Origin of the sequence: Leisingera coralii (genome assembly GCF_049056525.1) — a bacterium.
Taxonomy (GTDB): Bacteria; Pseudomonadota; Alphaproteobacteria; order Rhodobacterales; family Rhodobacteraceae; genus Leisingera; species Leisingera coralii.
This window is the reverse complement of sequence record NZ_JBHUPT010000050.1, coordinates 1-19,513: the sequence shown is the minus strand read 5'-3', so window position 1 is coordinate 19,513 and position 19,513 is coordinate 1. Positions and strand designations below refer to the sequence as shown.

General features: G+C 65.9%; 19 protein-coding genes. 8 read left to right on the top strand and 11 right to left on the bottom strand.

What is annotated here, in order from left to right:
• Positions 1-87 precede the first annotated feature (87 nt).
• The 3 genes from ACFMBG_RS16375 to ACFMBG_RS16365 all read right to left on the bottom strand — a co-directional run bounded on the left by ACFMBG_RS16375 (position 88) and on the right by ACFMBG_RS16365 (position 2,804).
• The gene (locus ACFMBG_RS16375; protein WP_421055768.1) at positions 88-1,080 is read right to left on the bottom strand and encodes an adenosine kinase; all 993 of its coding nucleotides are present in this window, start codon (positions 1,078-1,080) and stop codon (positions 88-90) included.
• 121 nt (positions 1,081-1,201) lie between these two features.
• Entirely contained in the window at positions 1,202-1,846 is a 645-nt protein-coding gene (gene nth, locus ACFMBG_RS16370) for an endonuclease III (RefSeq protein ID WP_421055767.1), read from the bottom strand.
• Between the two features lie 73 nt (positions 1,847-1,919).
• Entirely contained in the window at positions 1,920-2,804 is an 885-nt protein-coding gene (locus ACFMBG_RS16365; RefSeq protein ID WP_421055766.1) for a serine hydrolase domain-containing protein, read from the bottom strand.
• Positions 2,805-2,920: 116 nt separating this feature from the next.
• Here ACFMBG_RS16365 and ACFMBG_RS16360 point away from each other — a divergent pair, with 116 nt between their 5' ends.
• The 5 genes from ACFMBG_RS16360 (at position 2,921) to ACFMBG_RS16340 (ending at position 7,116) form a co-directional block, all read left to right on the top strand.
• On the top strand, positions 2,921-3,790 hold the full coding sequence (locus ACFMBG_RS16360; protein ID WP_421055765.1) for a methylated-DNA--[protein]-cysteine S-methyltransferase: 870 nt from the start codon (positions 2,921-2,923) through the stop codon (positions 3,788-3,790).
• Between the two features lie 272 nt (positions 3,791-4,062).
• Entirely contained in the window at positions 4,063-4,752 is a 690-nt protein-coding gene (locus tag ACFMBG_RS16355; protein ID WP_421055764.1) for a helix-turn-helix transcriptional regulator, read from the top strand.
• Between the two features lie 127 nt (positions 4,753-4,879).
• A complete protein-coding gene (locus tag ACFMBG_RS16350) occupies positions 4,880-5,536 on the top strand; it encodes a YiaD family glycine zipper/OmpA-like lipoprotein (RefSeq protein ID WP_476703268.1) in 657 nt (218 codons plus the stop codon).
• Between the two features lie 179 nt (positions 5,537-5,715).
• Positions 5,716-6,258: an NADPH-dependent FMN reductase gene (locus ACFMBG_RS16345; protein WP_421055763.1), complete on the top strand. Its 543-nt coding sequence runs from the start codon at positions 5,716-5,718 to the stop codon at positions 6,256-6,258.
• Between the two features lie 36 nt (positions 6,259-6,294).
• Positions 6,295-7,116, top strand: a complete 822-nt coding sequence (locus ACFMBG_RS16340) for an HTD2 family dehydratase (RefSeq protein ID WP_421055762.1) — start codon at positions 6,295-6,297, stop codon at positions 7,114-7,116.
• Positions 7,117-7,345: 229 nt separating this feature from the next.
• Here ACFMBG_RS16340 and ACFMBG_RS16335 read toward each other — a convergent pair whose 3' ends face one another.
• Positions 7,346-8,386, bottom strand: coding sequence for an NAD(P)/FAD-dependent oxidoreductase (locus ACFMBG_RS16335; RefSeq protein WP_421055761.1), 1,041 nt, complete (start codon positions 8,384-8,386; stop codon positions 7,346-7,348).
• Positions 8,387-8,444: 58 nt separating this feature from the next.
• On the opposite strand from ACFMBG_RS16335, the gene mnmC2 reads away from it, so the two are divergent.
• Both mnmC2 and ACFMBG_RS16325 read left to right on the top strand, forming a co-directional pair.
• Complete coding sequence (gene mnmC2 / locus ACFMBG_RS16330; RefSeq protein WP_421055760.1) at positions 8,445-9,113, top strand: tRNA (5-methylaminomethyl-2-thiouridine)(34)-methyltransferase MnmC2; 669 nt, start codon at positions 8,445-8,447, stop codon at positions 9,111-9,113.
• The gene (locus ACFMBG_RS16325) at positions 9,110-10,018 is read left to right on the top strand and encodes a DMT family transporter (protein WP_421055759.1); all 909 of its coding nucleotides are present in this window, start codon (positions 9,110-9,112) and stop codon (positions 10,016-10,018) included. The genes mnmC2 and ACFMBG_RS16325 overlap by 4 nt, the downstream gene beginning before the upstream one ends.
• Here ACFMBG_RS16325 and ACFMBG_RS16320 read toward each other — a convergent pair.
• Positions 9,992-11,950, bottom strand: coding sequence for a lytic transglycosylase domain-containing protein (locus ACFMBG_RS16320; RefSeq protein ID WP_421055758.1), 1,959 nt, complete (start codon positions 11,948-11,950; stop codon positions 9,992-9,994). The genes ACFMBG_RS16325 and ACFMBG_RS16320 overlap by 27 nt on opposite strands.
• Before the next feature lie 139 nt (positions 11,951-12,089).
• Between ACFMBG_RS16320 and dapA the strand changes: the two genes are divergently transcribed.
• A complete protein-coding gene (gene dapA, locus ACFMBG_RS16315; RefSeq protein ID WP_421055757.1) occupies positions 12,090-12,962 on the top strand; it encodes a 4-hydroxy-tetrahydrodipicolinate synthase in 873 nt (290 codons plus the stop codon).
• 141 nt (positions 12,963-13,103) lie between these two features.
• Here the strand turns inward: dapA and ACFMBG_RS16310 are convergent, their stop codons facing one another.
• The 6 genes from ACFMBG_RS16310 to ACFMBG_RS16285 form a co-directional block, all read right to left on the bottom strand.
• The gene (locus ACFMBG_RS16310; protein WP_421055756.1) at positions 13,104-13,985 is read right to left on the bottom strand and encodes a sigma-70 family RNA polymerase sigma factor; all 882 of its coding nucleotides are present in this window, start codon (positions 13,983-13,985) and stop codon (positions 13,104-13,106) included.
• Positions 13,982-14,443 (bottom strand): carboxymuconolactone decarboxylase family protein, encoded by a 462-nt coding sequence (locus tag ACFMBG_RS16305; protein WP_421055755.1) that lies wholly within the window; start codon positions 14,441-14,443, stop codon positions 13,982-13,984. The genes ACFMBG_RS16310 and ACFMBG_RS16305 overlap by 4 nt, the downstream gene beginning before the upstream one ends.
• Positions 14,444-14,575: 132 nt before the next feature.
• The gene (locus tag ACFMBG_RS16300; RefSeq protein ID WP_421055754.1) at positions 14,576-15,463 is read right to left on the bottom strand and encodes a dimethyl sulfoxide reductase anchor subunit family protein; all 888 of its coding nucleotides are present in this window, start codon (positions 15,461-15,463) and stop codon (positions 14,576-14,578) included.
• The gene (locus ACFMBG_RS16295; RefSeq protein ID WP_421055753.1) at positions 15,463-16,239 is read right to left on the bottom strand and encodes a 4Fe-4S dicluster domain-containing protein; all 777 of its coding nucleotides are present in this window, start codon (positions 16,237-16,239) and stop codon (positions 15,463-15,465) included. The genes ACFMBG_RS16300 and ACFMBG_RS16295 overlap by 1 nt, the downstream gene beginning before the upstream one ends.
• 81 nt (positions 16,240-16,320) lie before the next feature.
• Positions 16,321-19,143, bottom strand: coding sequence for a molybdopterin oxidoreductase family protein (locus tag ACFMBG_RS16290; RefSeq protein WP_421055752.1), 2,823 nt, complete (start codon positions 19,141-19,143; stop codon positions 16,321-16,323).
• A gap of 25 nt (positions 19,144-19,168) precedes the next feature.
• Positions 19,169-19,513, bottom strand: a 345-nt coding sequence (locus ACFMBG_RS16285) for a putative sulfate exporter family transporter (RefSeq protein ID WP_421055751.1), incomplete at its 5' end; no start/stop codon positions are given.

Genomic DNA, 19,513 nt, shown 5'->3' with positions numbered 1-19,513 from the left:
CCCCCCCCCCCCCCCCCCCCCCCACGCCCAACGGGAGAAATTGCACCGCCAGGTGCGGTTTCGACGGGCGGGAGCGCCGCGCCGGACTTAGACCAGCCCGGCCTCTTCCAGCAGGTGCAGAACGTTGGTTTCCGGGCGCGGGCCGATGTGGCGGATCACCTCGCCGGCGCAGATGCAGCCCATCCGGGCGCAGATTTCCATGCTGCGGCCGGTGGCCAAGCCGAACAGGAAACCGGCGGCAAACTGGTCGCCTGCACCGGTGGCATCCACCGGCACAATCGTCTCAACCGGCACGTCGACGCGCACACCGTCGTTCAGCACCGTGACCCCGTCGCCGGAGCGGGTGCAGACCACCAGCGGGCAGATTGCCGCGGTCTTGGCGATTGCGTCTTCCAGGTCGCTGGTCTCAAACAGCGCGCAAATCTCGTCCTGATTGCCGATCACGAAATCCAGCTCATTGCCGATCAGGTTGAGGAAATCGGCCCGGTGGCGTTCGACGCAGAACGGGTCGGAGATCGAGATTCCAACCTTGCCGCCGCCCTCGCGGCAGTCGCGGGCGGCCTCCAGAAAGGCGGTCTTGCCCTTGTCCTTGTCGAACAGGTAGCCCTCCAGGAACATGATCTGCGCATTGCCGGCCACGTCTTGCGGCACGTCCGCCGAACTCACTTCCGAGGAAATGCCCAGGTAGGTGTTCATCGAACGCTCACCGTCGGGTGAGACAAAGATCATCGACCGCGAGGTCGGCAGCTCGCCGTCCGCAACCGGCGGGTTCACAAACGCCACGCCCTCGTTGTTCATCGCGTCGGCGTAGAAATTTCCCAGCGCATCGTCGCGGACCCGGCCGATGAAGGCGGCCTCCAGCCCCAGCGCGCCGGCGCCCGCAATGGTGTTGGCCACCGAGCCGCCGGGGGTTAGCACCCGGTTGCCCATCGCCGCATAAAGATCCTCGCAGCGGTCGCGTTCGATCAGCTGCATGATGCCTTTTTCGATGCCCTGCTCGGCCAGAAAACTGTCCTCGCATTGCGCGATCACGTCGACGACGGCGTTGCCGATACCGACGAGCTGATAGGTTTTGGTCATAGGCTGCCCTCCTCGGGGAGTGTTGCGCCGGTTCCGGCGTGCTTTTCTTGAGAAACGGATTGGCCGGGCTCCGTCAGGAGACCAGCCGGACAGGTTGCGGCTGAGAATCTGCGCCTGCAATTCACAGGTTCTTGTCCTCATACATGCAGAGGTCGCGGATCAGGCAGCTGCCGCACATCGGTTTGCGCGCCTTGCAGTGATAGCGGCCATGCAGGATCAGCCAGTGATGGGCGTGCTGCTGGAAATCCACGGGGATGTTGTCTTCGATGGCGCGTTCCACGGCGTCGACATCCTTGCCCGGGCAGATGCCGGAGCGGTTGCCGACCCGGAAGATATGGGTGTCGACCGCCTGCGCCGGGTAACGCCACCACATGTTCAGGACCACATTGGCGGTCTTGCGGCCGACGCCGGGCAGGGACTGCAGCGCGGCGCGGGAGTTGGGCACCTCGCCGCCGTAGTCCTCCACCAGGATCCGGGACAGCTTGATCACGTTCTTGGCCTTGTTGCGGTAGAGGCCGATGGTCTTGATATGCTCGATCAGGCGTTCCTCGCCCAAATCCAGCATCTTTTGCGGTGTGTCCGCGATCTTGAACAATTCGCGGGTTGCCTTGTTTACGCCGGCATCTGTTGCCTGTGCCGACAGCGCCACCGCCACCACCAGCGTGTAAGCGTTGACATGCTCCAGCTCGCCCTTGGGCTCGGGCTCAGCTGCCTGGAATCGCGTGAAGATCTCGCGGAGCGTATGATAATCGAGTTGCTTGGCCATCGCGCGCCATATGTACAGGTCAGACCTTAAAGCGCAATTTATTTTGTCCCGGATAAACCGATTACCGGGCGTTTCACGAAAGCGGCCCGGCTGCCTCCTGCGCAGCCTGTACCGCGGCGAATTCGGCGAGTGTTTCGCTGCCGCCCTGGGCAAAGGCGGCTGCGATGGGCCGCCCGGGCAAATCCGGAAACTGAGCCACCAGATTGGCGCAGAAGGGCCCGCAGCCGGTGTGGCCGATGAGGCGGCCTGCGCCCTCTGCCGTTCCGTTCATGATGCCGAGCCCGTAGCCGGTCTCAACCCATACCCGGCCGGGGATCGGGCCGGCCCGCATCTGCTGGTCCAGCATGGCGGCGCGGGCAGCGGGGCTGAGGAGGCGGCCGTTCAAAAGCGCGTGCAGCAGCAGGGCGGCGTCTGAGGCCGTCCCGGTCAGGCAGCCGTGATAGACCCACCCCGGGTGGTAGCCCCTTGCATCCCAATGCAGCGTTTCGAAATCCGCGGCTGTTTCCGCCAGCCGGGCGCTGAGGCCCAGGGGGCGGATGATGTCTTGGTGCAGGATCTGCGCCAGCCCGCAGCCGTGCAGTTCTTCCAGTTGCAGGCGCAGCAGCAGGTAGCCGAGGTTCGAGTAAAGCCAGCCTTCGCCGGGGGGATAAGCAAGCTCTGTGGCACAGGCCTCTGCCAGCAGCCGGCTGGCGGGCCAGGGTGTTTCGCGGTCCGCAACCGCAGCCTTGTAGGCGGGCAGCGGGCCATAGTCGCGCAGGCCCGCGCGGTGCTGCAGCAATTGCCGCGCAGTGAAGGGCCAGCCGGGCAGCGGCGCATCAAGATCCAGCAGGCCATTTTCGGCAGCTTGCAGGATCAGCGCGGCAATGGCCGGCTTGGTGAAGCTCCACCAGGGAAAGACGGCTTCCGGCGCGTCATCGCGCAACAGCCTTCCCGCATCGTCCAGCACTGCTATGATCATGGCCCGGCCTCCCGTTCCAAAGCTATCGCGCGGGGCGGGGGAATTCGCAAGTTCCGGGTCGAATGCCGCGCACGCGCGCGGTAACTTGGCCATCAAGACAGCCGAAGGACACAGCGATGAATATCGAAGCGCGGGAAAACACCTATCACTACGGCGTCATGCGGCGGGCGATTGAGCTGATCGACGATGGCGGAGAGGATCTGACGCTGGAGCAGCTGGCCGCCTGCATGGACATGAGCCCGGCGCATTTCCAGCGGCTGTTCTCGGCCTGGGTCGGCGTCTCTCCCAAGCGCTACCAGCAGTATCTGCGGCTGGGCCATGCCAAGGCGCTGCTGCGCGACCGGTTCACCACGCTGGAGGCCTCGCACGCGGTGGGGCTGTCCGGCTCTGGGAGGTTGCATGATCTGTTCCTGCGCTGGGAGGCGATGAGCCCTGGCGAGTATGCCCGCAAGGGGGATGGCCTGCGGATCTTCTGGGGCTGGTTTGACAGCCCCTTTGGCCTGGCGCTGGTGATGGGCACCGAAAAGGGCATCTGCGGGCTGGCCTTTGCAGCCGAGACCGGGGCGGAGCCTGCGATGGCCGATATGCGCGCCCGCTGGCCGCAGGCGGAGTTTGCCGAGGATCCCACGTTCCTGCGCCCGCTGGTGGAGGCGGCCTTTGCCCAGAAGGGCGAGACCGCACTGCACCTGATCGGCGCTCCGTTGCAGATCAAGGTCTGGGAGGCGCTGCTGCGTATCCCGTCCGGCCATGTGACCACCTATTCCGAACTGGCGCAGGCGATCGGCTCGCCCAAGGCGGTGCGGGCCGTCGGCACGGCGGTGGGGCGCAACCCGGTCAGCTGGCTGATCCCCTGCCACCGTGCCTTGCGCAAGTCCGGGGCGCTGGGCGGCTACCACTGGGGCCTGCCCGTCAAACGTGCGATGCTTGCTTATGAGGCCGCGCGGGACGAGGACAGCGCGGTGCAGGACGTGCGCGCCGCCGGCTGAACAGGCGCCGCAGCAGGCCGGGGCGGGCGGGCTTGGCCGCCTGTTGCGCCTCGTGCCGCTTGCGTGCTTGCTCGCGCTCGATTTCATGCGGGGCCAGGGGGCGGCGCTGGTCTTCCCAGCGGTCCAGCCCCAGGGTGATCAGCACAAACCAGTCGTAACTCAGCATCTGTGTTCTCCTTCTTTCCGGAGATCAAAAAAAACAGAGCACTGCTGACAGGCTGTTGTCAGTGGCATGTGCTAGTCTGTCAGCAGACTGTCACTGGAGCCTGCCCATGCCCCGCACCGGCCGCTTGTTTGAAATCATCCAGATTCTGCGCACCGCCACGGCCCCGGTGCGGGCGGAGGATCTTGCGGAGACGCTGGAAGTCAGCAAACGCACCATCTACCGCGATATCGCGGCCCTGCAGGCGATGCGCACGCCGGTGGAGGGCGAGGCCGGGATCGGCTACATGCTGCGCAAGGGCTACGACCTGCCGCCGCTGAACTTCGACGAGGAGGAGCTGGAGGCGCTGCATGTCGGCCTGGCGATGCTGATGCGCACCGGCGACGGTGCATTGCAAAAGGCGGCAGAGCGGGTGAGCCACAAGATCAAGGATGTGCACGCCACCGCCGACTGGCTGCAGGTGGCGCCCTGGGGCGCACCGCTGGACGATCCTGAGCAGGGCTGCGTCTCCAAGGCGCTGCTGCTCCAGGCAGTGCGGGAAAGCCGCAAGCTGCAGCTCACCTACCTCAGCCCGGAGCGCGGAGAGAGCCGCCGCACCCTGCGTCCGCTGGCGCTGATCTATCACATCGAATGCACCATGCTGGCGGCCTGGTGCGAGCTGCGCGGCGGCTTCCGCCACTTCCGCACCGACCGGATGCTGGCGGCGGAAATGCTGGAGGACGGGTTCGCGCCCGAGGCCGGTGCCCTGCGCAAACTGTGGATGGAGCAGGAGGGCTGGGACTTTGCCTTTGCGCCATAAAGGCGTTTTTGCGCGGTATTTCGCCCATCTGCGGCGATCCCGTCTTGAGAAGGCGGGACGCCGGCACGATATTCACGTGGAATGCCGGGCGCGGCCCGGATCTGAGAAAGCAGAAGGCAATTTGATAATGCAGATGAAACTCACCACGGCTGGTATTGTCGCCGCAGCACTGGGCCTGAACGCCTGTACCGATCCCGCAACCATCGGCACACCGGGCAGCAAAACTCAGCAGGGCGCAGTCCTGGGCGGCATCATCGGCGCGGGCGTTGGCGCCATTGCCAACGACTCGGACCGTGGCCTGGGGGCTGTGACCGGGGCGATCGTCGGCGCCACCGCCGGCAGCGTGATCGGCAACCAGCTGGACGCGCAGGAGCGCGAGCTGCGCCAGACACTCGCAAATGACTCGATCACCATCGTCAACACCGGCGACCGGCTGATCCTGTCCTTCCCGAATGATCTGACCTTTGCCACCGACAGCTATGCCATTGCGCCGGTGGTGCAGGGCGACCTGCGGCGGGTGGCCGACAGCCTGGTGCGCTACCCCAACAGCACCATCCAAGTGATCGGGCACACCGACAGCGACGGCGATGCAGGCTACAACCAGGGCCTGTCGGAGCGCCGCGCCAACGCGGTGGCCGACCAGATCGCGGCAGGCGGGGTGCCTTACCACCGCATGCGCATCATCGGCCGCGGCGAGGAACAGCCGGTGGCCTCCAACCTGACGCCGGAGGGCAAGGCCCGCAACCGCCGCGTCGAGGTGGTGGTGATCCCGCAGGCGGCCTGACCCGGCACTTGACGGCAGATTGTGCAGCCCGTCCCCCAGTGGGGCGGGCTGTTTTCGTGATTGCGGCCGGCCCGGTTAACGTAACGCTGCACATAGCCTGCGCGGCGATTGCTGTTTCCTGGCAAGGGCGGCTTCATACATGATGGGGGCAACAGAGACGCGAACAGAAGGAATCCCCCATGGCTGACCCCGTTTTGCTCACCATTTCCGGCTCGCTGCGCCGCGAGGCCACCAACCGCAAGCTGCTGGCGGAGGCGGTCCGGGTGTTCGGACCTGCGTCGGTGATGGAGGCGGATCTGAACCTGCCGCTGTATGACGGCGACGCCGAGGTTGCGGACGGCATCCCGCCTGCGGTGCAGAAGCTGGCAGACCAGATCGCGGCGGCGGATGCGGTGGTGATCTCCACTCCGGAATACAACAAGGGGCCGTCGGGGGTTTTGAAGAATGCGCTCGACTGGGTGAGCCGCACCGAGGGCAATCCTTGGGCGGACAAGCCGGTTGCCGTGATGTCGGCGGCGGCGGGCCGGGCCGGGGGCGAGCAGGCGCAGGCGCTGCTGCGCGGCTTCCTGGTGCCGTTCCAGCCGCGGGTTCTGTCCGGCCCGGGGGTGCATCTGGCAGGCTCCAGCAAGGAATTCGATGAGACCGGCCGGCTGACCAGCACGCAATACGAGGCGACGCTGACCAAGCTGATGCAGAAACTGCGCGCCGAACTCGACCGCTGAGCTTGCCTCGCGGCGGGGCGCGGCTAAGGTGACGGCATGATTTGTGATACCGCCGCCGCCCCCGCGCAGCATCTGACCGACATCATGGATCCGGCCCGGGCCGCCGCCTTTCAGGCGGCGCTGGGGCGGGTGCCGGACATTACGGCGGGCAGCGAACTGCCGCCGTTCTTTCACCAGCTCTACTTCTGGACCCCGCTGCCGCCGGAGGGGTTGGGCCGCGACGGCCACCCCAAGGTGGGCGGTGCCGGGCTGATACCGGACATGGGCCTGCCGCGCCGGATGTGGGCTGGCGGGCGGCTGCGGTTCGAGGCGCCCTTGCGGGCCGGGGTTGCCGCAGAGAAGTCGTCGGTGCTGGAAAAGGCGGAGCAGAAGACCGGCAGGACCGGACCCTTGGGGCTGGTGACGCTGCGCCATGAGATCCGCCAAGAGGGGAGGCTCTGCCTCACCGAGTGGCATGACCTGGTCTACCGCGAAGACCCGGACCCCGCCGCGCCGAAACCGGTGCCGCCGGTGGCGCGGACCGATGAGACGGAAGCGCGGGAGGTGCCGTTCAGTTCAACCCTGCTGTTCCGTTATTCGGCGCTGACCTTCAACGGGCACCGGATCCATTATGACCTGGACTATGCCCGCGATGTTGAGGGCTACGATGGGCTGGTGGTGCATGGCCCGCTGCTGGCGCAGCATCTGATGCTGCTGGCGGAGGAGCTGATGGGACCGCTGGCAGAGTTCTCTTTCCGGGCGTCCTCGCCGCTGATGCATTTCGAAAACGCAACGATGTGCCGCAAGGGCCAGGACCTGTGGGTGCGCGGGCCGGACGGGCGCCAGTGCATGAGTGCGGCGGCGGTTCCCAGAGACTGAACCGAGGGGCTCCCGCGCCCCAAGCTGCCCTGAGAGGGCAGATTAGGGGCTTGGGCGTGGCGCCGCTGCGCGGCGCAAGGGGTTGGGTGAGAAGCGTTTGAAGAGCAGGTTTGCTCTTCAAAGCGCGAGTTCGATTGTAAGGGCCCCTTTGCCGCGTCAAGGGTATACCGCGCGTGCTGCGCGGCGGCTGCGCCGCCCTTGACCCGTCAAAGGGTGGAAGGGAGCGGGGTCAGAGGTTGTCTTCGACCCGGAAGCCCTTGGGAATGCAGTCCTTACCCTCCAGCAGCAGGTCCGCCATCACATGGGCCGCCTTGGGAGCCATGCCGAAGCCGATCTTGAAACCGCCATTGGCGATGTAATGGCTGTCGCGGCCGGGCCAGGCGCCCAGCATCGGGGCGCGGGACTTGGCGCGCGGGCGCACACCGGCCCAGCGTTCGATCACCTCGGCCCCGTGCAGCACCGGTACCGCGGCGCGGGCGCGCTCGATCACGTCGTCAAGCAGCGCGTCGGTGGCTCTGCCGTCGTCAAATTCCCGCTCGCTGGTGGAGCCGATCGCCAGGGTGCCGTCCGCGTGCGGGATGATGTGCAGGCTGTCGGCATAAAGCTGCGGCACCTCGCCCTCGTGGAAGCGCAGCAGCGCGGCCTGGCCCTTGACGCCGCCGCCGACGGTCTTGCCGAAGCTCTCGTTCAGCTCCAGCAGGCCGGCATAGCCTTTGGCGTGCACCACCTTGCCCTGATCGGGCGCCTCCGGCTGCACCTCGACCCCCATCACCGCAAGGGCAGACACCAGCGCCTCGCAGGCCCGGCGGGGGTGCATGCGGGCGCTGAGGGTGTCGTGGATGACATAACCGGTGGCGCTGGGCGGCACCCAGGGACCCAAGGACGCGGCCTCGCAGACGCGCCATTCGGCCTCGTCCTTCCAGAACTCGCGGGCGGTTTGTTCGCGCAGGCGGGCGAGCTCCAGCGTGCGTTCGTCGTTGATCGGTTGCAGCCGTCCGGTGCGGCCGTAGCCGGGGGAGACGCCGCCGGTCGCCTCAACCTCCTCCCAGAAGCTTTCGGCCATCAGCAGGCTTTCCAGCTGGAACTGCTTCTTGGCGTTCCAGTTCTCCGGCACATGCGGCGCCAGTGCGCCGACCAGCCCGCCGCTGGAGCCAGAGCCTGCGCCATAAGGGTCCACCACCTGCACTTTTGCACCGTGCCGGGCGCAGAGCCAGGCAATTGACAGGCCGAAGATGCCCGCCCCGCGCACCGTTACATCTGCCATTGCCATTTGGTATTCCTTTCGCCAGTGTCGCGCCGTTCCAGACAACCACTTAGGGGATTATAGCATGGCAGACCAGCAGGCCCGCCTCAGCTGGCGCGATGGCACCGTTCCGGTGTCGGATCAGTTCGATGATCCCTATTTCTCGATCCAGGACGGGCTGGCGGAAACGGAGCATGTGTTCCTGGCGGGCAACGGCCTGCCGGACCGGTTTGCGCCGGGCTTTCATATCGCCGAGTTGGGCTTTGGCACCGGCCTCAACATGCTGGCCGCCTGGCGTGCCTGGGAGGCGGCGGGGCAGGAGGGGCCGCTGCGCTTCACCAGTTTCGAGGCCTTCCCGATGGCGCCCGCCGACATGGCCAAGGCGCTGGAGGCCTTCCCGGCCGTTGCGCCCTGGGCGGAGCGGTTTCTGGACAAATGGCAGGGTGCCGGGGCTTGCGATCTGGGCAGTCTGCAACTGGAGGTGATCCAGGGCGACGCCCGGATGTCGCTGCCGGAGTGGACAGGACAGGCGGATGCCTGGTTTCTGGACGGGTTTTCGCCGGCCAAGAATCCCGAATTGTGGGAGGAGGCCCTGATGGCCCAGGTGGCCGCGCACACCGCGCCGGGCGGAACGGCTGCGACCTATACCGCGGCGGGGTTCGTGCGCCGCGGGCTGGAGGCGGCAGGATTCGAAGTGGCCCGCATTCCCGGCTACGGGCGCAAGCGGCATATGACAAAGGCGGTACTGCGATGAGCATGGTTCCACAGGCCAAAAGCCTGCCCCAGCCCCGGGTGCAGCAGAACAACGTGCCGCTGGGCATCCTGCTGATGATCGGCGCGACCATTGTCTTTGCCCTGCAGGACGGTATCTCGCGCCATCTGGCCGGCACCTATAACACCTATATGGTCGTTATGGTGCGCTACTGGTTCTTTGCCGCCTTTGTAGTGTTCCTGGCGGCGCGGGCTAAAGGCGGGATCAAGGAGGCAGCCCGTACTGACCAGCTGTGGCTGCAGATCTTCCGCGGTGTGCTGCTGGTCGGGGAAATCTGCGTCGCCGTCTATGGTTTCACCATTCTCGGCCTGATCGAGAGCCAGGCCGTGTTCATCTGCTATCCGCTGCTGGTCGCGGCACTTAGCGGCCCGGTGCTGGGCGAAAGCGTCGGCTGGCGGCGCTGGGCGGCGATTGGGGTTGGCCTGATCGGCGTGCTGATCATCCTGCAACCAGGCATGGGCGTGTTCAATCCGGCGGCGGTTATCCCTTTCATTTCGGCACTGATGTTTGCCGTCTACGGTCTGGTCACCCGCTATGCCGCGCGCAAGGACAGCACCGCCACCAGCTTCTTCTGGACCGGGGTGGCTGGCATGGTCTTCATGACCGCCATCGGCATCTGGTTCTGGGAGCCGATGAGCCAGCGGGACTGGTTCTGGATGGCGCTGCTCTGCGTCTCCGGCGTGACGGGCCACTGGCTGCTGATCAAATGCTACGAGATGGCCGAGGCCAGCGCGGTGCAGCCGTTTGCCTATTTCCACCTGATCTGGGCGGCGATGCTGGGCATGGCGGTGTTCGGCGAGGTGATCCGCACCAATGTGGCCATCGGTGCGGGGGTCATCATCGCGGCGGGGCTGTTCACCCTATGGCGCGAACGCGTGAAGCGTTGAGCCGCTCAGCTCCTGCGAAAACGGGACCGGCAGCGGCGGCTTGCCCAGCCGCGCCCGGTAGACCGGCAGGCTTTCGGTGACCCGCATCACGTAGTTGCGGGTCTCGTTGAACGGGATGTGCTCGATCCAGTCGACAATGTCCGGGCTGCCGCCTCGCGGGTCGCCATAGCGTTCCATCCAGGATGCAGGACGGTGCGGCCCGGCGTTGTAGCCCGCCGCCATCATCACCACGTTGCCGCGAAACTTGCCAGCCAGCCCGGCCAGGTAATTGGCGCCCAGCTTGGCGTTGTAGTCCCACTCCGCGGTCAGGCGGGAGGTGTTGTGGCCCGCCAGGATGCCCAGCTCGGTCGCCACCAGTTTCGCGGTGGCAGGCATCACCTGCATCAGGCCGCGCGCCCCGGCATGGCTGATCACCGCCGGGTCGAACTCGCTTTCCCGCCGGGCAATGGCCAGGGTCATTTCCTCGGCCATCGGCAGCTGCCGCTTGGCAACCGGGTGCAGCGGGTAATAGGCGCCTTCCAGCTCTACCCCGCCGCGGGCGGCGCGTTTGGAGATCATCACTGCTAGGTGCGGCTCGTTCAGCTCCACCGCCATCTGCCCCAGCTGGCGCGCCTGCACCGGCGGCAGGCCCTCGACCAGATGGGTGAGAAAGCGTTCGGCCAGCGCCATGTCGCCTTCTTTCAGCAGCATCAGACCAGCCTCGGCGACCGAGGACTGCATGAAATCCGCCGTCCGCCAGTCCGGCAGCTCCGCTGGTTTCACCAGTGCAGGGTCAAAGGGGCGGCCCAGTTTCTCGGCCGCCAGCAGCCCGTAGAAAGAGGTCTGGTACTCTGCCCCCTTGGCATAGGCCTCATGCGCTTTGTCGGCCTCGCCCATGGCAGCATAAGCACGGCCCAGCCAGTAGCCGCCGCGGCCGATCGAGATCGGGGTTTCGACCGAGGCCAGGAAACGCTGGAAATGCACTACAGCCAGTTCCGGATCCCGCAGCTTCTGCAGCGCGATGTATCCCGCCAGCCATTCGCAGTCGGAGTAGCCGTAGCCGTCTTCGGGCGAGGAGAAGTGATAGGCGGCCAGCTGGTAGGCGCGCTCGTGATCGCCGTCGCGCATCACCTGGCGGGCCAGGTCGCGGCGGCGGTTCAGCCACTTGCCGGGCTCGCCCAGCTTCTCGGCGCTGGTGCTGCGGTCCATCATCATGGCAATGGCACTGTCCTGAAGCCGCTTGCGGTCGCGCCAGGCAAACCGGTCATAGGCGAGGCCCGCCGATCCCTGCAGCCGGTCTGGAATGGCCTCGATCTTTGCATCAACGCCGGGCGCGCGCTCCTGCAGGGCGATGCGCGCCTCCGCCAGTTTGCGCTCGCCCTCGGGCACCAGGGGCAGCATCCGCTTGGAGCTGACAAGGTGATCCTCCCACAACAGCCGGTCCAGCCGCGCGGTGTGATGCGGCTTCAGCAGTTTGGCGAAGTCGCGCAGAAACAGATCCTGAATGGCGCTGCCCATCGCCATAGTGCGCCAGGCCAGCACGATCTCCGCCTCGCCATCGCCGCGCCGTCCATCGTCAATCAGCGCCTTGCCCAGGCTCAGCGCACCCTCGGCGGTCTGCGGACGCTCATTCGCATAAAACGCCAGGATGGTCTCGCGGCCGGTGGCGGCAATTACATCCTCGTTCTGGCGGCGCAGATAGGCCAGCCCCGGCCAGTCCGGGCGCCGCTGCAGGAACGCCATCACATCGCCGGCCGATCCCAGCCCGGCGCGCAGCCGGTGCCATTCGATGATATCGCGGGCAATAGTATGCTTCGCCCCGGCTTCACGCGCAGCCTGGTCCCATTTCTCGGACCGCATCAGGTCCAGTGCCGTGCCGAGGTCGCGCGCCTGCGCGGGTGTCCCGGGCAGAGCCGCGGATATCAGCAGAATAAGGGCCAGGATGCGTGTCATCTCTTGCATTTTCCAGCGGACCGGGGATAGAGGCTTGAACGTTACTCATTGGCGTGCCGGTATCAACTCAAATCACTGGCATTCCGTATCTTGACGGCGGCGGATTGCCGCCTGCACCTGCAGCAAAGGGAGCGTGCCCATGTTCAAAGGCTCTATGCCAGCACTCGTCACCCCGTTTTCGAACGGCGAGCTGGATCTGGATGCGCTCAAACGCTTGGTGGAATGGCAGATTGCCGAAGGCTCCAGCGCCCTGGTGCCGGTCGGCACCACCGGTGAAAGCCCGACCCTGACCCACGAGGAGCACGAGCGGGTCATCGCCGAAGTGGTCAAGGCAGCGGCCGGCCGGGTGCCGGTGATTGCCGGTGCAGGCTCCAACAACACCGTTGAGATGATTCGATTCGTCGAGTTTGCCGAGAAGGTCGGTGCCGATGCGGCCCTGGTTGTAACCCCGTACTACAACAAGCCGACCCAGCGCGGCATGGTGCAGCATTTCACCGCAGCCCATGACTGTGCCGGGATCCCGATCATCATCTACAATATCCCGGGCCGCTCGGTCGTCGACATGACGCCTGCGACCATGGGCGAGCTGGCCAAGCTGCCGCGCATTGTGGGTGTGAAGGACGCAACCGGCGATCTCGCCCGCGTCAGCCAGCAGCGCGCCTCCTGCGGTGCGGATTTCATCCAGCTGTCCGGCGAGGATGCCACCGCGCTGGGTTTCAACGCCCACGGCGGCGTCGGCTGTATCTCGGTGACCGCCAACGTGGCGCCCAAGCTCTGCGCCGAGTTCCAGGCGGCTACCCTGGCAGGCGATTATGCCAAAGCGCTGGAATATCAGGACAAGCTGATGCCGCTGCATGAGGCGATCTTCATCGAGCCCGGCCTGGCCGGTGCCAAATACGGACTGTCGAAACTCGGCATGTGCAGCGAAGAGGTCCGCTCGCCGCTGACCACCCTGGAAGACAGCACCAAGGCGGCGATCGACGCTGCAATGGTCCACGCGGGCCTGCTCTGACCTCAGGCACCTTCGGATAATACCGGGCGGCCTCCTCACGGAGTGCCGCCCGTTTTCCTTCCAGGATCTCCTGTTCATCTGGCTGAAAATATCCCGGGGTGAATTGCCCCTTCAGGGGCAAGAGGGGCTGGCCCCTCCCGCCTATTCCAACGCGGCCGCCAGATGCCGCATCTTATCCGGGTTGCGGGTCACGTAGATGCGGACAATCCGCCCGTTCCGGACTTCCAGCGCCATAGCCTGAAGGATGCCGTCCGGTTCGCGGCTGAGAATGGCAGGCAGGCCGTTCAGCCGGCACAGCCGCCAGCGGTCCGGCAGGTTGCGCTCTGCTTTGCGGGCCAGCCCCTCGCACAGCCGCAGCACCCGGTCCAGCCCGTAAATCGGGTTCAGGGTGGCCATCGCCTTGCCGCCGCCATCGGAGATCAGCTGCACATCCTGCGCCAGAAGCCGGGTCAGCGCCGCGGTGTCGCCCGTCTTGGAGGCGCGGAAGAAGGCCTCGGCCAAGTCCCGCCCCTGGTCCGGGTTTGCCGGGGCCTCGGGGCGCAGCTGCTGGACCTTGCGCCGCGCCCGTGCAGCCAGCTGGCGGCAAGCGTCGGGGGATCGGTTCAGCGCGGCTGCGATTTCGCCGTAGGCGCTGTCGAAGATGTCATGCAGCAGGAAGGCGGCGCGTTCCAGCGGCGACAGGGTTTCCAGCGCCAGCAGCAAGGCGACCGAGACGTCATGATCCAGCTGTTCGGTTGCGTCTTCGGTCAGCAGCAGCTCGGGCAGCCATTCGCCGGGGTATGTCTCGCGCCGGGCGCGAGCAGATTTCAGCTGGTCCAGACACAGCCGGGTGGTGATCCGCATCAGATAGCCAGTCGGGTCCTGCACCTCTGCCTGCGGTGCCGCCTGCCAGCGCAGGTAGGCGTCCTGCAGGATGTCCTCGGCGTCGCTGACGGTGCCCAGCATGCGGTAGGCGGCCGCAAACAATCGCGGCCGCGCGGTCAGGAACGCATCGGTTCCGTCATGTGTTGCAGGTGCTGTCACGCGGCGTTGGCCTCCTGCGCGGCAGGATGCGGGGTGCGGAAGCCGATTGCAATCCGGTTCCAGGCGTTGATGGCGCTGATCAGCAGCGTCAGAACCACCTGCTCGCGCGGGGAAAACAGCTGCGCAACGGCTGCGTAATCCGCATCCGGCGCGCCGGTGGCTTCCACCCGGGTCAGCGCCTCGGCCCAGGCCAAGGCAGCCCGCTCGCGGTCCGAATAAAGCGAGGACTCGCGCCAGGCGTTCAAGAGCTGCATCCGGTCCTCGCTTTCGCCGTGGGCGCGCAGGTCGTGGCTGTGCATGTGGATGCAGAAGGCGCAGCCGTTGATCTGCGAGGCGCGCAGTTTCACCAGCTCCACCAGGCTGTGCTCCAGCCCGCTGTCCTTGAACAGATTTTCCTGCTCCAGCATCGGCTGAAACAGGTCAGGCGCGGCGGCGAAATGGTCAAGGCGTTGGGTCATCAATCTGTTCCTTTCTGATGGCTTCAGGAACAGGACGAGGCAGCCGGGCGGTTTGTGACATGCTGCCGGAAAAAATGCGGAAAAAAATGCTGAAAAAAATCGGGGCGCCTGACTGGGGCGCCCCGGCGGGTGTCAGCGCTTGCCGTAGTAGAGGCCAACCACATGTTCGGCCTGGGCAAAGAACAGCCAGCGCGAGACCGCGACGCCTGCGAGGTGGGAGAGCACCGCAAGGGCTGCAAACAGGTGCTTGATCACAAAGCCCTGCACCGGCGTCAGGATCAGGAGCAGCGGCAGCGCAAAACCGAGGGCAAAGGCAATGAACCGCAGCTTCTGCGCATGCTTGCGGCCCACCACATGCACAAACTCGCGCAAGAGGTAGTTGGAGCCGGTATGCGGCGGTTCAAAGGCCCGCACTGTGCCGCGGTCCCCCAGGCCGGTGGCAGTGCCCAGGTTGGTGCCGGAGTTTTCCAGCGCCCGGTCCCCCTTGGCCCAGTAGGCCAGCTGCACCGCGCCTGCGATGGCCAGCAGCCAGGGCGCGAGGGCCTCGGCCCCGGCCAGCAGCGCGCCGCCGGCCAGGCTGAAGGACAGAAAGACCGCGGGTGTCAGCTCCATGTTCCAGCGCGGGATGGTTTTGAGCTGGGTGTAGATCATCGAGGTGGTGAAGACGGTTGCGAGGCTAAGGGCCGCACCGATCCAGCCCAGCAGCGTCCAGTGGCTGTCCAGGAACACCGCGCCAAAGGCGTAAAGGCCCATGACGATCAGCGCAGCGACAGCGCAGACACCCTCGCGGGACAGCCAGCTTGTCTTCCACTGGGTGAGCGCCCGCCAGGCGCGCTCCGGATGGCCCAGGTGGAAGGTGGAGGCCAGCAGCCCGCCCACTGCCAGGCCAAAGGCGATGGCGTAGAACACAAAGGCTACCGCACCGGTCACGGCGGGCTGGCCGAGGCCGAGGAAGAACAGCAGGCCAAAACCCAGACCCGACAGGGTGGTGAAAATGATGACGGAGGGTGCGGGATGCATCAGTTCGCTCCCCCTGAAGATTGGCCCGGAAGCTTGTCGAGCGCCTTGTCCAGCCAGCCGAGGAAGCCCTGCGGCTCTTCGGCAACCGGCGCCAGCAGCGGGGCGAGGATGTCGATCTCCTCCTCGATCCGGTCCTTGGGCCTGGGCGGCAGGTATTTGTTCACCGGCTTGGTGCCCATTTCCGGCATCAGATCCATGCCGCCGCGCTCTGCCACCAGTTTGGAAACATCGCTGTCCGGGTCGCCCAGATCGCCGAAGTGGCGGGCACCCGCCGGGCAGGTCCGCACGCAAGAGGGAAGGCGGTCCACCTCCGGTAGGTTCTCGTTATAGATCCGGTCGACGCACAGGGTGCATTTCTTCATCACGCCTTCGGCCAGGTCCAGTTCCCGTGCGCCGTAAGGGCAGGACCAGGCGCACAGGCCGCAGCCGATGCAGTGGTCCTCGTTCACCAGAACGATGCCGTCTTCGGCGCGCTTGTAGCTGGCGCCGGTGGGGCAGACGGTGACGCAGGGCGCGTCCTCGCAGTGCAGGCAGGACTTTGGGAAATGGATAAGCTGCGCGTGGCCTTCCGCCGGCTGGACCTCATAGGAATGCACCCGGTTCAGGAAGGTGCCCGAGGGATCGCCGCCGTAGGGGTCCTGATCGCTCAGCGGCGCGCCGTAGTTTTCCGTGTTCCAGCCCTTGCAGGAGATCACGCAGGCATGGCAGCCGACGCAGGTGTCCAGGTCGATCACCAGGCCCATCTTGCGGGTGGTCTCGGCGGGAAGCTCAGTCATTCCGGGCACCTCCGTTTGGGGTTGCGGACCAAGACTTTTCTGAAAAGTCTTGGCAAAATTTTTCGGAAAAATTTTGCGCCGTCATTTGCCGACCTTCCATTTCAGTTCCTTGGGGCCGGTGCCAACCGGTGACTTTTGCGCCGGGAAGGCCGGCTGGCTTTCCTGCAGGCCGTCCGGGGCGGCGGCCTTTTCGATTTTGACCTTCAGGTCGAACCAGGCTGCCTGGCCGGTGATGGGATCGGAGTTGGCCCACCGCATGCCGTCGCCCTTGGGCGGCAGCAGCTCGTGGATCAGGTGGTTGAGCAGGAAGCCCTTGGTGGCCTCCGGCGCGTCCTCTTCCAGCGCCCAGGCGCCCTTGCGCTTGCCAATGGCGTTCCAGGTCCAGACCGTGTTGCCGTTGAGCGCCGCCATTTCCATCACCGGCACGGTGATCTCACCGTGCGGCGAGGACACCTTGGCCCAGTCGCCGTCCTTCAGCCCGTGCTCGCGCATCAGCTTGGTCGGGACATAGAGCGGGTTGCGGCCGTGCAGCTGGCGCAGCCAGGCGTTCTGGGTGCCCCAGGAGTGGTACATCGCCATCGGCCGCTGGGTCAGCGCGTTGACGGTGAAGCCCTCGTTGCCCTGCTGGTCGGTCTCGTACCAGATGGGCAGCGGGTCCATCACGTCCTTGACCCGCTGGCGCAGATGCTCCGGCGGCTGCCGTTCGCCGTGGCCTTCGGCGGCGAGCTGGAACTTGCGCATCGGCTCGGCATAGAGCTGGAACAGATAGGGCTGCGGGCTGTCATAGATCCCCATGCCAACCGCCCAGTCCTGGTAGGCCGCGTTCCAGGGTTTGTAGTAATCCGCGCCTTCCGGGATATGCGCCACGTAGAAACCGCCGTTCTCGATATAGCGGTTCAGCTGGTCCGGGTTCACCTCGCCGCGGCCTTCCTTGTCGCCGTTTTCACCGCGGAAGCCTGCCAGCGGCCCGAGGCCGGGCTTGCGCTCATGGTTGACGATGTAGTCGGCGTAATCCTTCCACTTGGGGCTGCCGTCGGCATTGGTGAAGCCCGGCAGGCTCATCCGGTTGGCCAGTTCGATCAGCACGGACTGGAAGCCGCGCACGTCCCGGTCGGGCTCGATCACCGGCCAGCGGATCGCATCGGCCGCCGCGTCCGCCTCGCAGATCGGGCGGTCCAGCAGGCTGATGCAGTCGTGGCGCTCCAGATAGGTGGTGTCGGGCAGGATCAGATCCGCATAGGCCACCATCTCCGACGAATAGGCATCGGAATAGATGATGTGCGGGATCATATAGCCGCCGTCGTCGTTGCGGGCGCTCAGCATCTCCATGACGCCCTTGGTGTTCATCGAGGAGTTCCACGACATGTTGGCCATGTACATGAACAGGGTGTCGATCTTGTAAGGATCGCCTGCATGGGCGTTGGAGATCACCATGTGCATCAGCCCATGGGCCGACATCGGGTTTTCCCAGGTAAACGCCTTGTCGATGCGCTGGGGCTTGCCGTTTTCGTCCAGCAGCAGATCCTCGGGGCCGCGCGGGAAGCCCAGGTGCGGGCCATCCAGCGGACGGCCGGGACGGCGGTCGCCGTGCGGAGTGGGGTGCGCCTCGATGGGTTTGGGGTAGGGCGGCTTGAAGCGGAAGCCGCCAGGCACTTCGACAGTGCCCAGCAGGATCTGCAGCACATGCAGCGCGCGGCAGGTCTGGAAGCCGTTGGCGTGCGCCGACACCCCGCGCATCGCGTGCATCGACACCGGGCGGCCGGTCATCTTGCTGTGCGTCTCACCGCGGAAGTCGGTCCATTCGACGTTCAGCTCGAACGCCTCGTCAAAGGCAACGCGGGCCAGCTCGCCGGCAATGGCGCGGATCCGTTTGACCGGGATGCCGCATTTGTCTGCAATGGCCTCGGGCGCGTAGTCCGGCGACAGGTAGCGTTCCGCCATCAGGTGGAAGACCGGCCGGTGGGTGACGCCGTCCTTCTCGTAAACGGCTGTCAGGTCCGGGCGCACGCCAGGCTGGTCAAACGGGGTGAGCTTGCCGGTGTTGCGGTCGATCACCAGCATCTTGCCGTCACCGTCGCGCAGGAACAGGCCCTTCTCCGGACCTTCGGAGGCGTTGATCAGCACCGGCGCGTTGGTGTAGCGGCTGAGGTAGTCGAGGTCGATTTTCCCCGCCTTCATCAGCACGTGGATCAGCGACAGGATGAACAGCCCGTCGGTGCCCGGGGTGATGCCGACCCAGTCATCCGCCACCGCGTTATAGCCGGAGCGGATCGGGTTCACGCCGATCACCCGCGCGCCGCGCTTCTTGATCTTGCCGATGCCCATCTTGATCGGGTTGGAGTCATGGTCCTCGGCGACACCGAACAGCATGAACAGCTTGGTGTGCTCCCAGTCGGGCTGGCCGAATTCCCAGAACGCGCCGCCCATGGTGTAGATGCCGGCGGTCGCCATGTTGACCGAGCAGAAGCCGCCGTGCGCGGCGTAGTTCGGGGTGCCGAAATTCTGGGCCCAGAAGCTGGTGAAGCTTTGGCTCTGGTCGCGCCCGGTAAAAAAGGCCAGTTTTTGCGGCGCGGTCTCGTGCAGCTCGTTCAGCCAGCCCACGGCGGTGCTGATCGCCTCGTCCCAGGAAATCTCCCGGAACTCGCCAGACCCGCGCGGCCCCACCCGCTTGAGCGGGGCACGCAGCCGCGACGGCGCGTTCACCTGCATGATCCCCGCAGACCCCTTGGCGCACAGGACACCCTTGTTCACCGGGTGGTCGCGGTTGCCCTCGATATAGGCGACTTTACCATCCTTCATGTGCACGTTGATGCCGCAGCGGCAGGCGCACATGTAGCAGGTGGTTTTCCGCACCTCGTCGGATACGGCGGGTGACGTGTCCACCCGGGGTTGCTGGAATGTCATCTGGCCTCCCTTCTGGTCTGTCTGGTCAGGTCAAGAGCTTGATTCCGGCCAGGATCAGGCCGGCGATGAACAGGGTCTCGACGATGATCAGGGCAATGGCCGCGCCTCCGACGGCCAGGACCTGTTTCAGATTTGTCTTCATCCCCACCGCGGCGATTGCAGTGAGCAGCAGCCAGCGCGACGCGTGGCTGAGGAAGTCGGTAACCGCCGCCGGGATCAGGCCGAAGGAGTTGATCCCGGCCAGCACCAGGAAGGCAATGACAAAGCCCGGCAGCACCGGCGGCCGCTTGCCGTCGCCGGGCAGCCCGGCAAAGGAGCGGATCATCAGCGAGGCCGCCAGCACGATGGGGGCGAGCATCGCCACCCGCAT

Bases quoted from the DNA above. Each gene is read 5' to 3' on its own strand.
- ACFMBG_RS16375 (WP_421055768.1), bottom strand. From the start codon at position 1,080: ATGACCAAAACCTATCAGCTCGTCGGTATCGGCAACGCCGTCGTCGAC.
- nth (WP_421055767.1), bottom strand. From the start codon at position 1,846: ATGGCCAAGCAACTCGATTATCATACGCTCCGCGAGATCTTCACGCGA.
- ACFMBG_RS16365 (WP_421055766.1), bottom strand. From the start codon at position 2,804: ATGATCATAGCAGTGCTGGACGATGCGGGAAGGCTGTTGCGCGATGAC.
- ACFMBG_RS16360 (WP_421055765.1), top strand. From the start codon at position 2,921: ATGAATATCGAAGCGCGGGAAAACACCTATCACTACGGCGTCATGCGG.
- ACFMBG_RS16355 (WP_421055764.1), top strand. From the start codon at position 4,063: ATGCCCCGCACCGGCCGCTTGTTTGAAATCATCCAGATTCTGCGCACC.
- ACFMBG_RS16350 (WP_476703268.1), top strand. From the start codon at position 4,880: ATGCAGATGAAACTCACCACGGCTGGTATTGTCGCCGCAGCACTGGGC.
- ACFMBG_RS16345 (WP_421055763.1), top strand. From the start codon at position 5,716: ATGGCTGACCCCGTTTTGCTCACCATTTCCGGCTCGCTGCGCCGCGAG.
- ACFMBG_RS16340 (WP_421055762.1), top strand. From the start codon at position 6,295: ATGATTTGTGATACCGCCGCCGCCCCCGCGCAGCATCTGACCGACATC.
- ACFMBG_RS16335 (WP_421055761.1), bottom strand. From the start codon at position 8,386: ATGGCAATGGCAGATGTAACGGTGCGCGGGGCGGGCATCTTCGGCCTG.
- mnmC2 (WP_421055760.1), top strand. From the start codon at position 8,445: ATGGCAGACCAGCAGGCCCGCCTCAGCTGGCGCGATGGCACCGTTCCG.
- ACFMBG_RS16325 (WP_421055759.1), top strand. From the start codon at position 9,110: ATGAGCATGGTTCCACAGGCCAAAAGCCTGCCCCAGCCCCGGGTGCAG.
- ACFMBG_RS16320 (WP_421055758.1), bottom strand. From the start codon at position 11,950: ATGACACGCATCCTGGCCCTTATTCTGCTGATATCCGCGGCTCTGCCC.
- dapA (WP_421055757.1), top strand. From the start codon at position 12,090: ATGTTCAAAGGCTCTATGCCAGCACTCGTCACCCCGTTTTCGAACGGC.
- ACFMBG_RS16305 (WP_421055755.1), bottom strand. From the start codon at position 14,443: ATGACCCAACGCCTTGACCATTTCGCCGCCGCGCCTGACCTGTTTCAG.
- ACFMBG_RS16300 (WP_421055754.1), bottom strand. From the start codon at position 15,463: ATGCATCCCGCACCCTCCGTCATCATTTTCACCACCCTGTCGGGTCTG.
- ACFMBG_RS16295 (WP_421055753.1), bottom strand. From the start codon at position 16,239: ATGACTGAGCTTCCCGCCGAGACCACCCGCAAGATGGGCCTGGTGATC.
- ACFMBG_RS16290 (WP_421055752.1), bottom strand. From the start codon at position 19,143: ATGACATTCCAGCAACCCCGGGTGGACACGTCACCCGCCGTATCCGAC.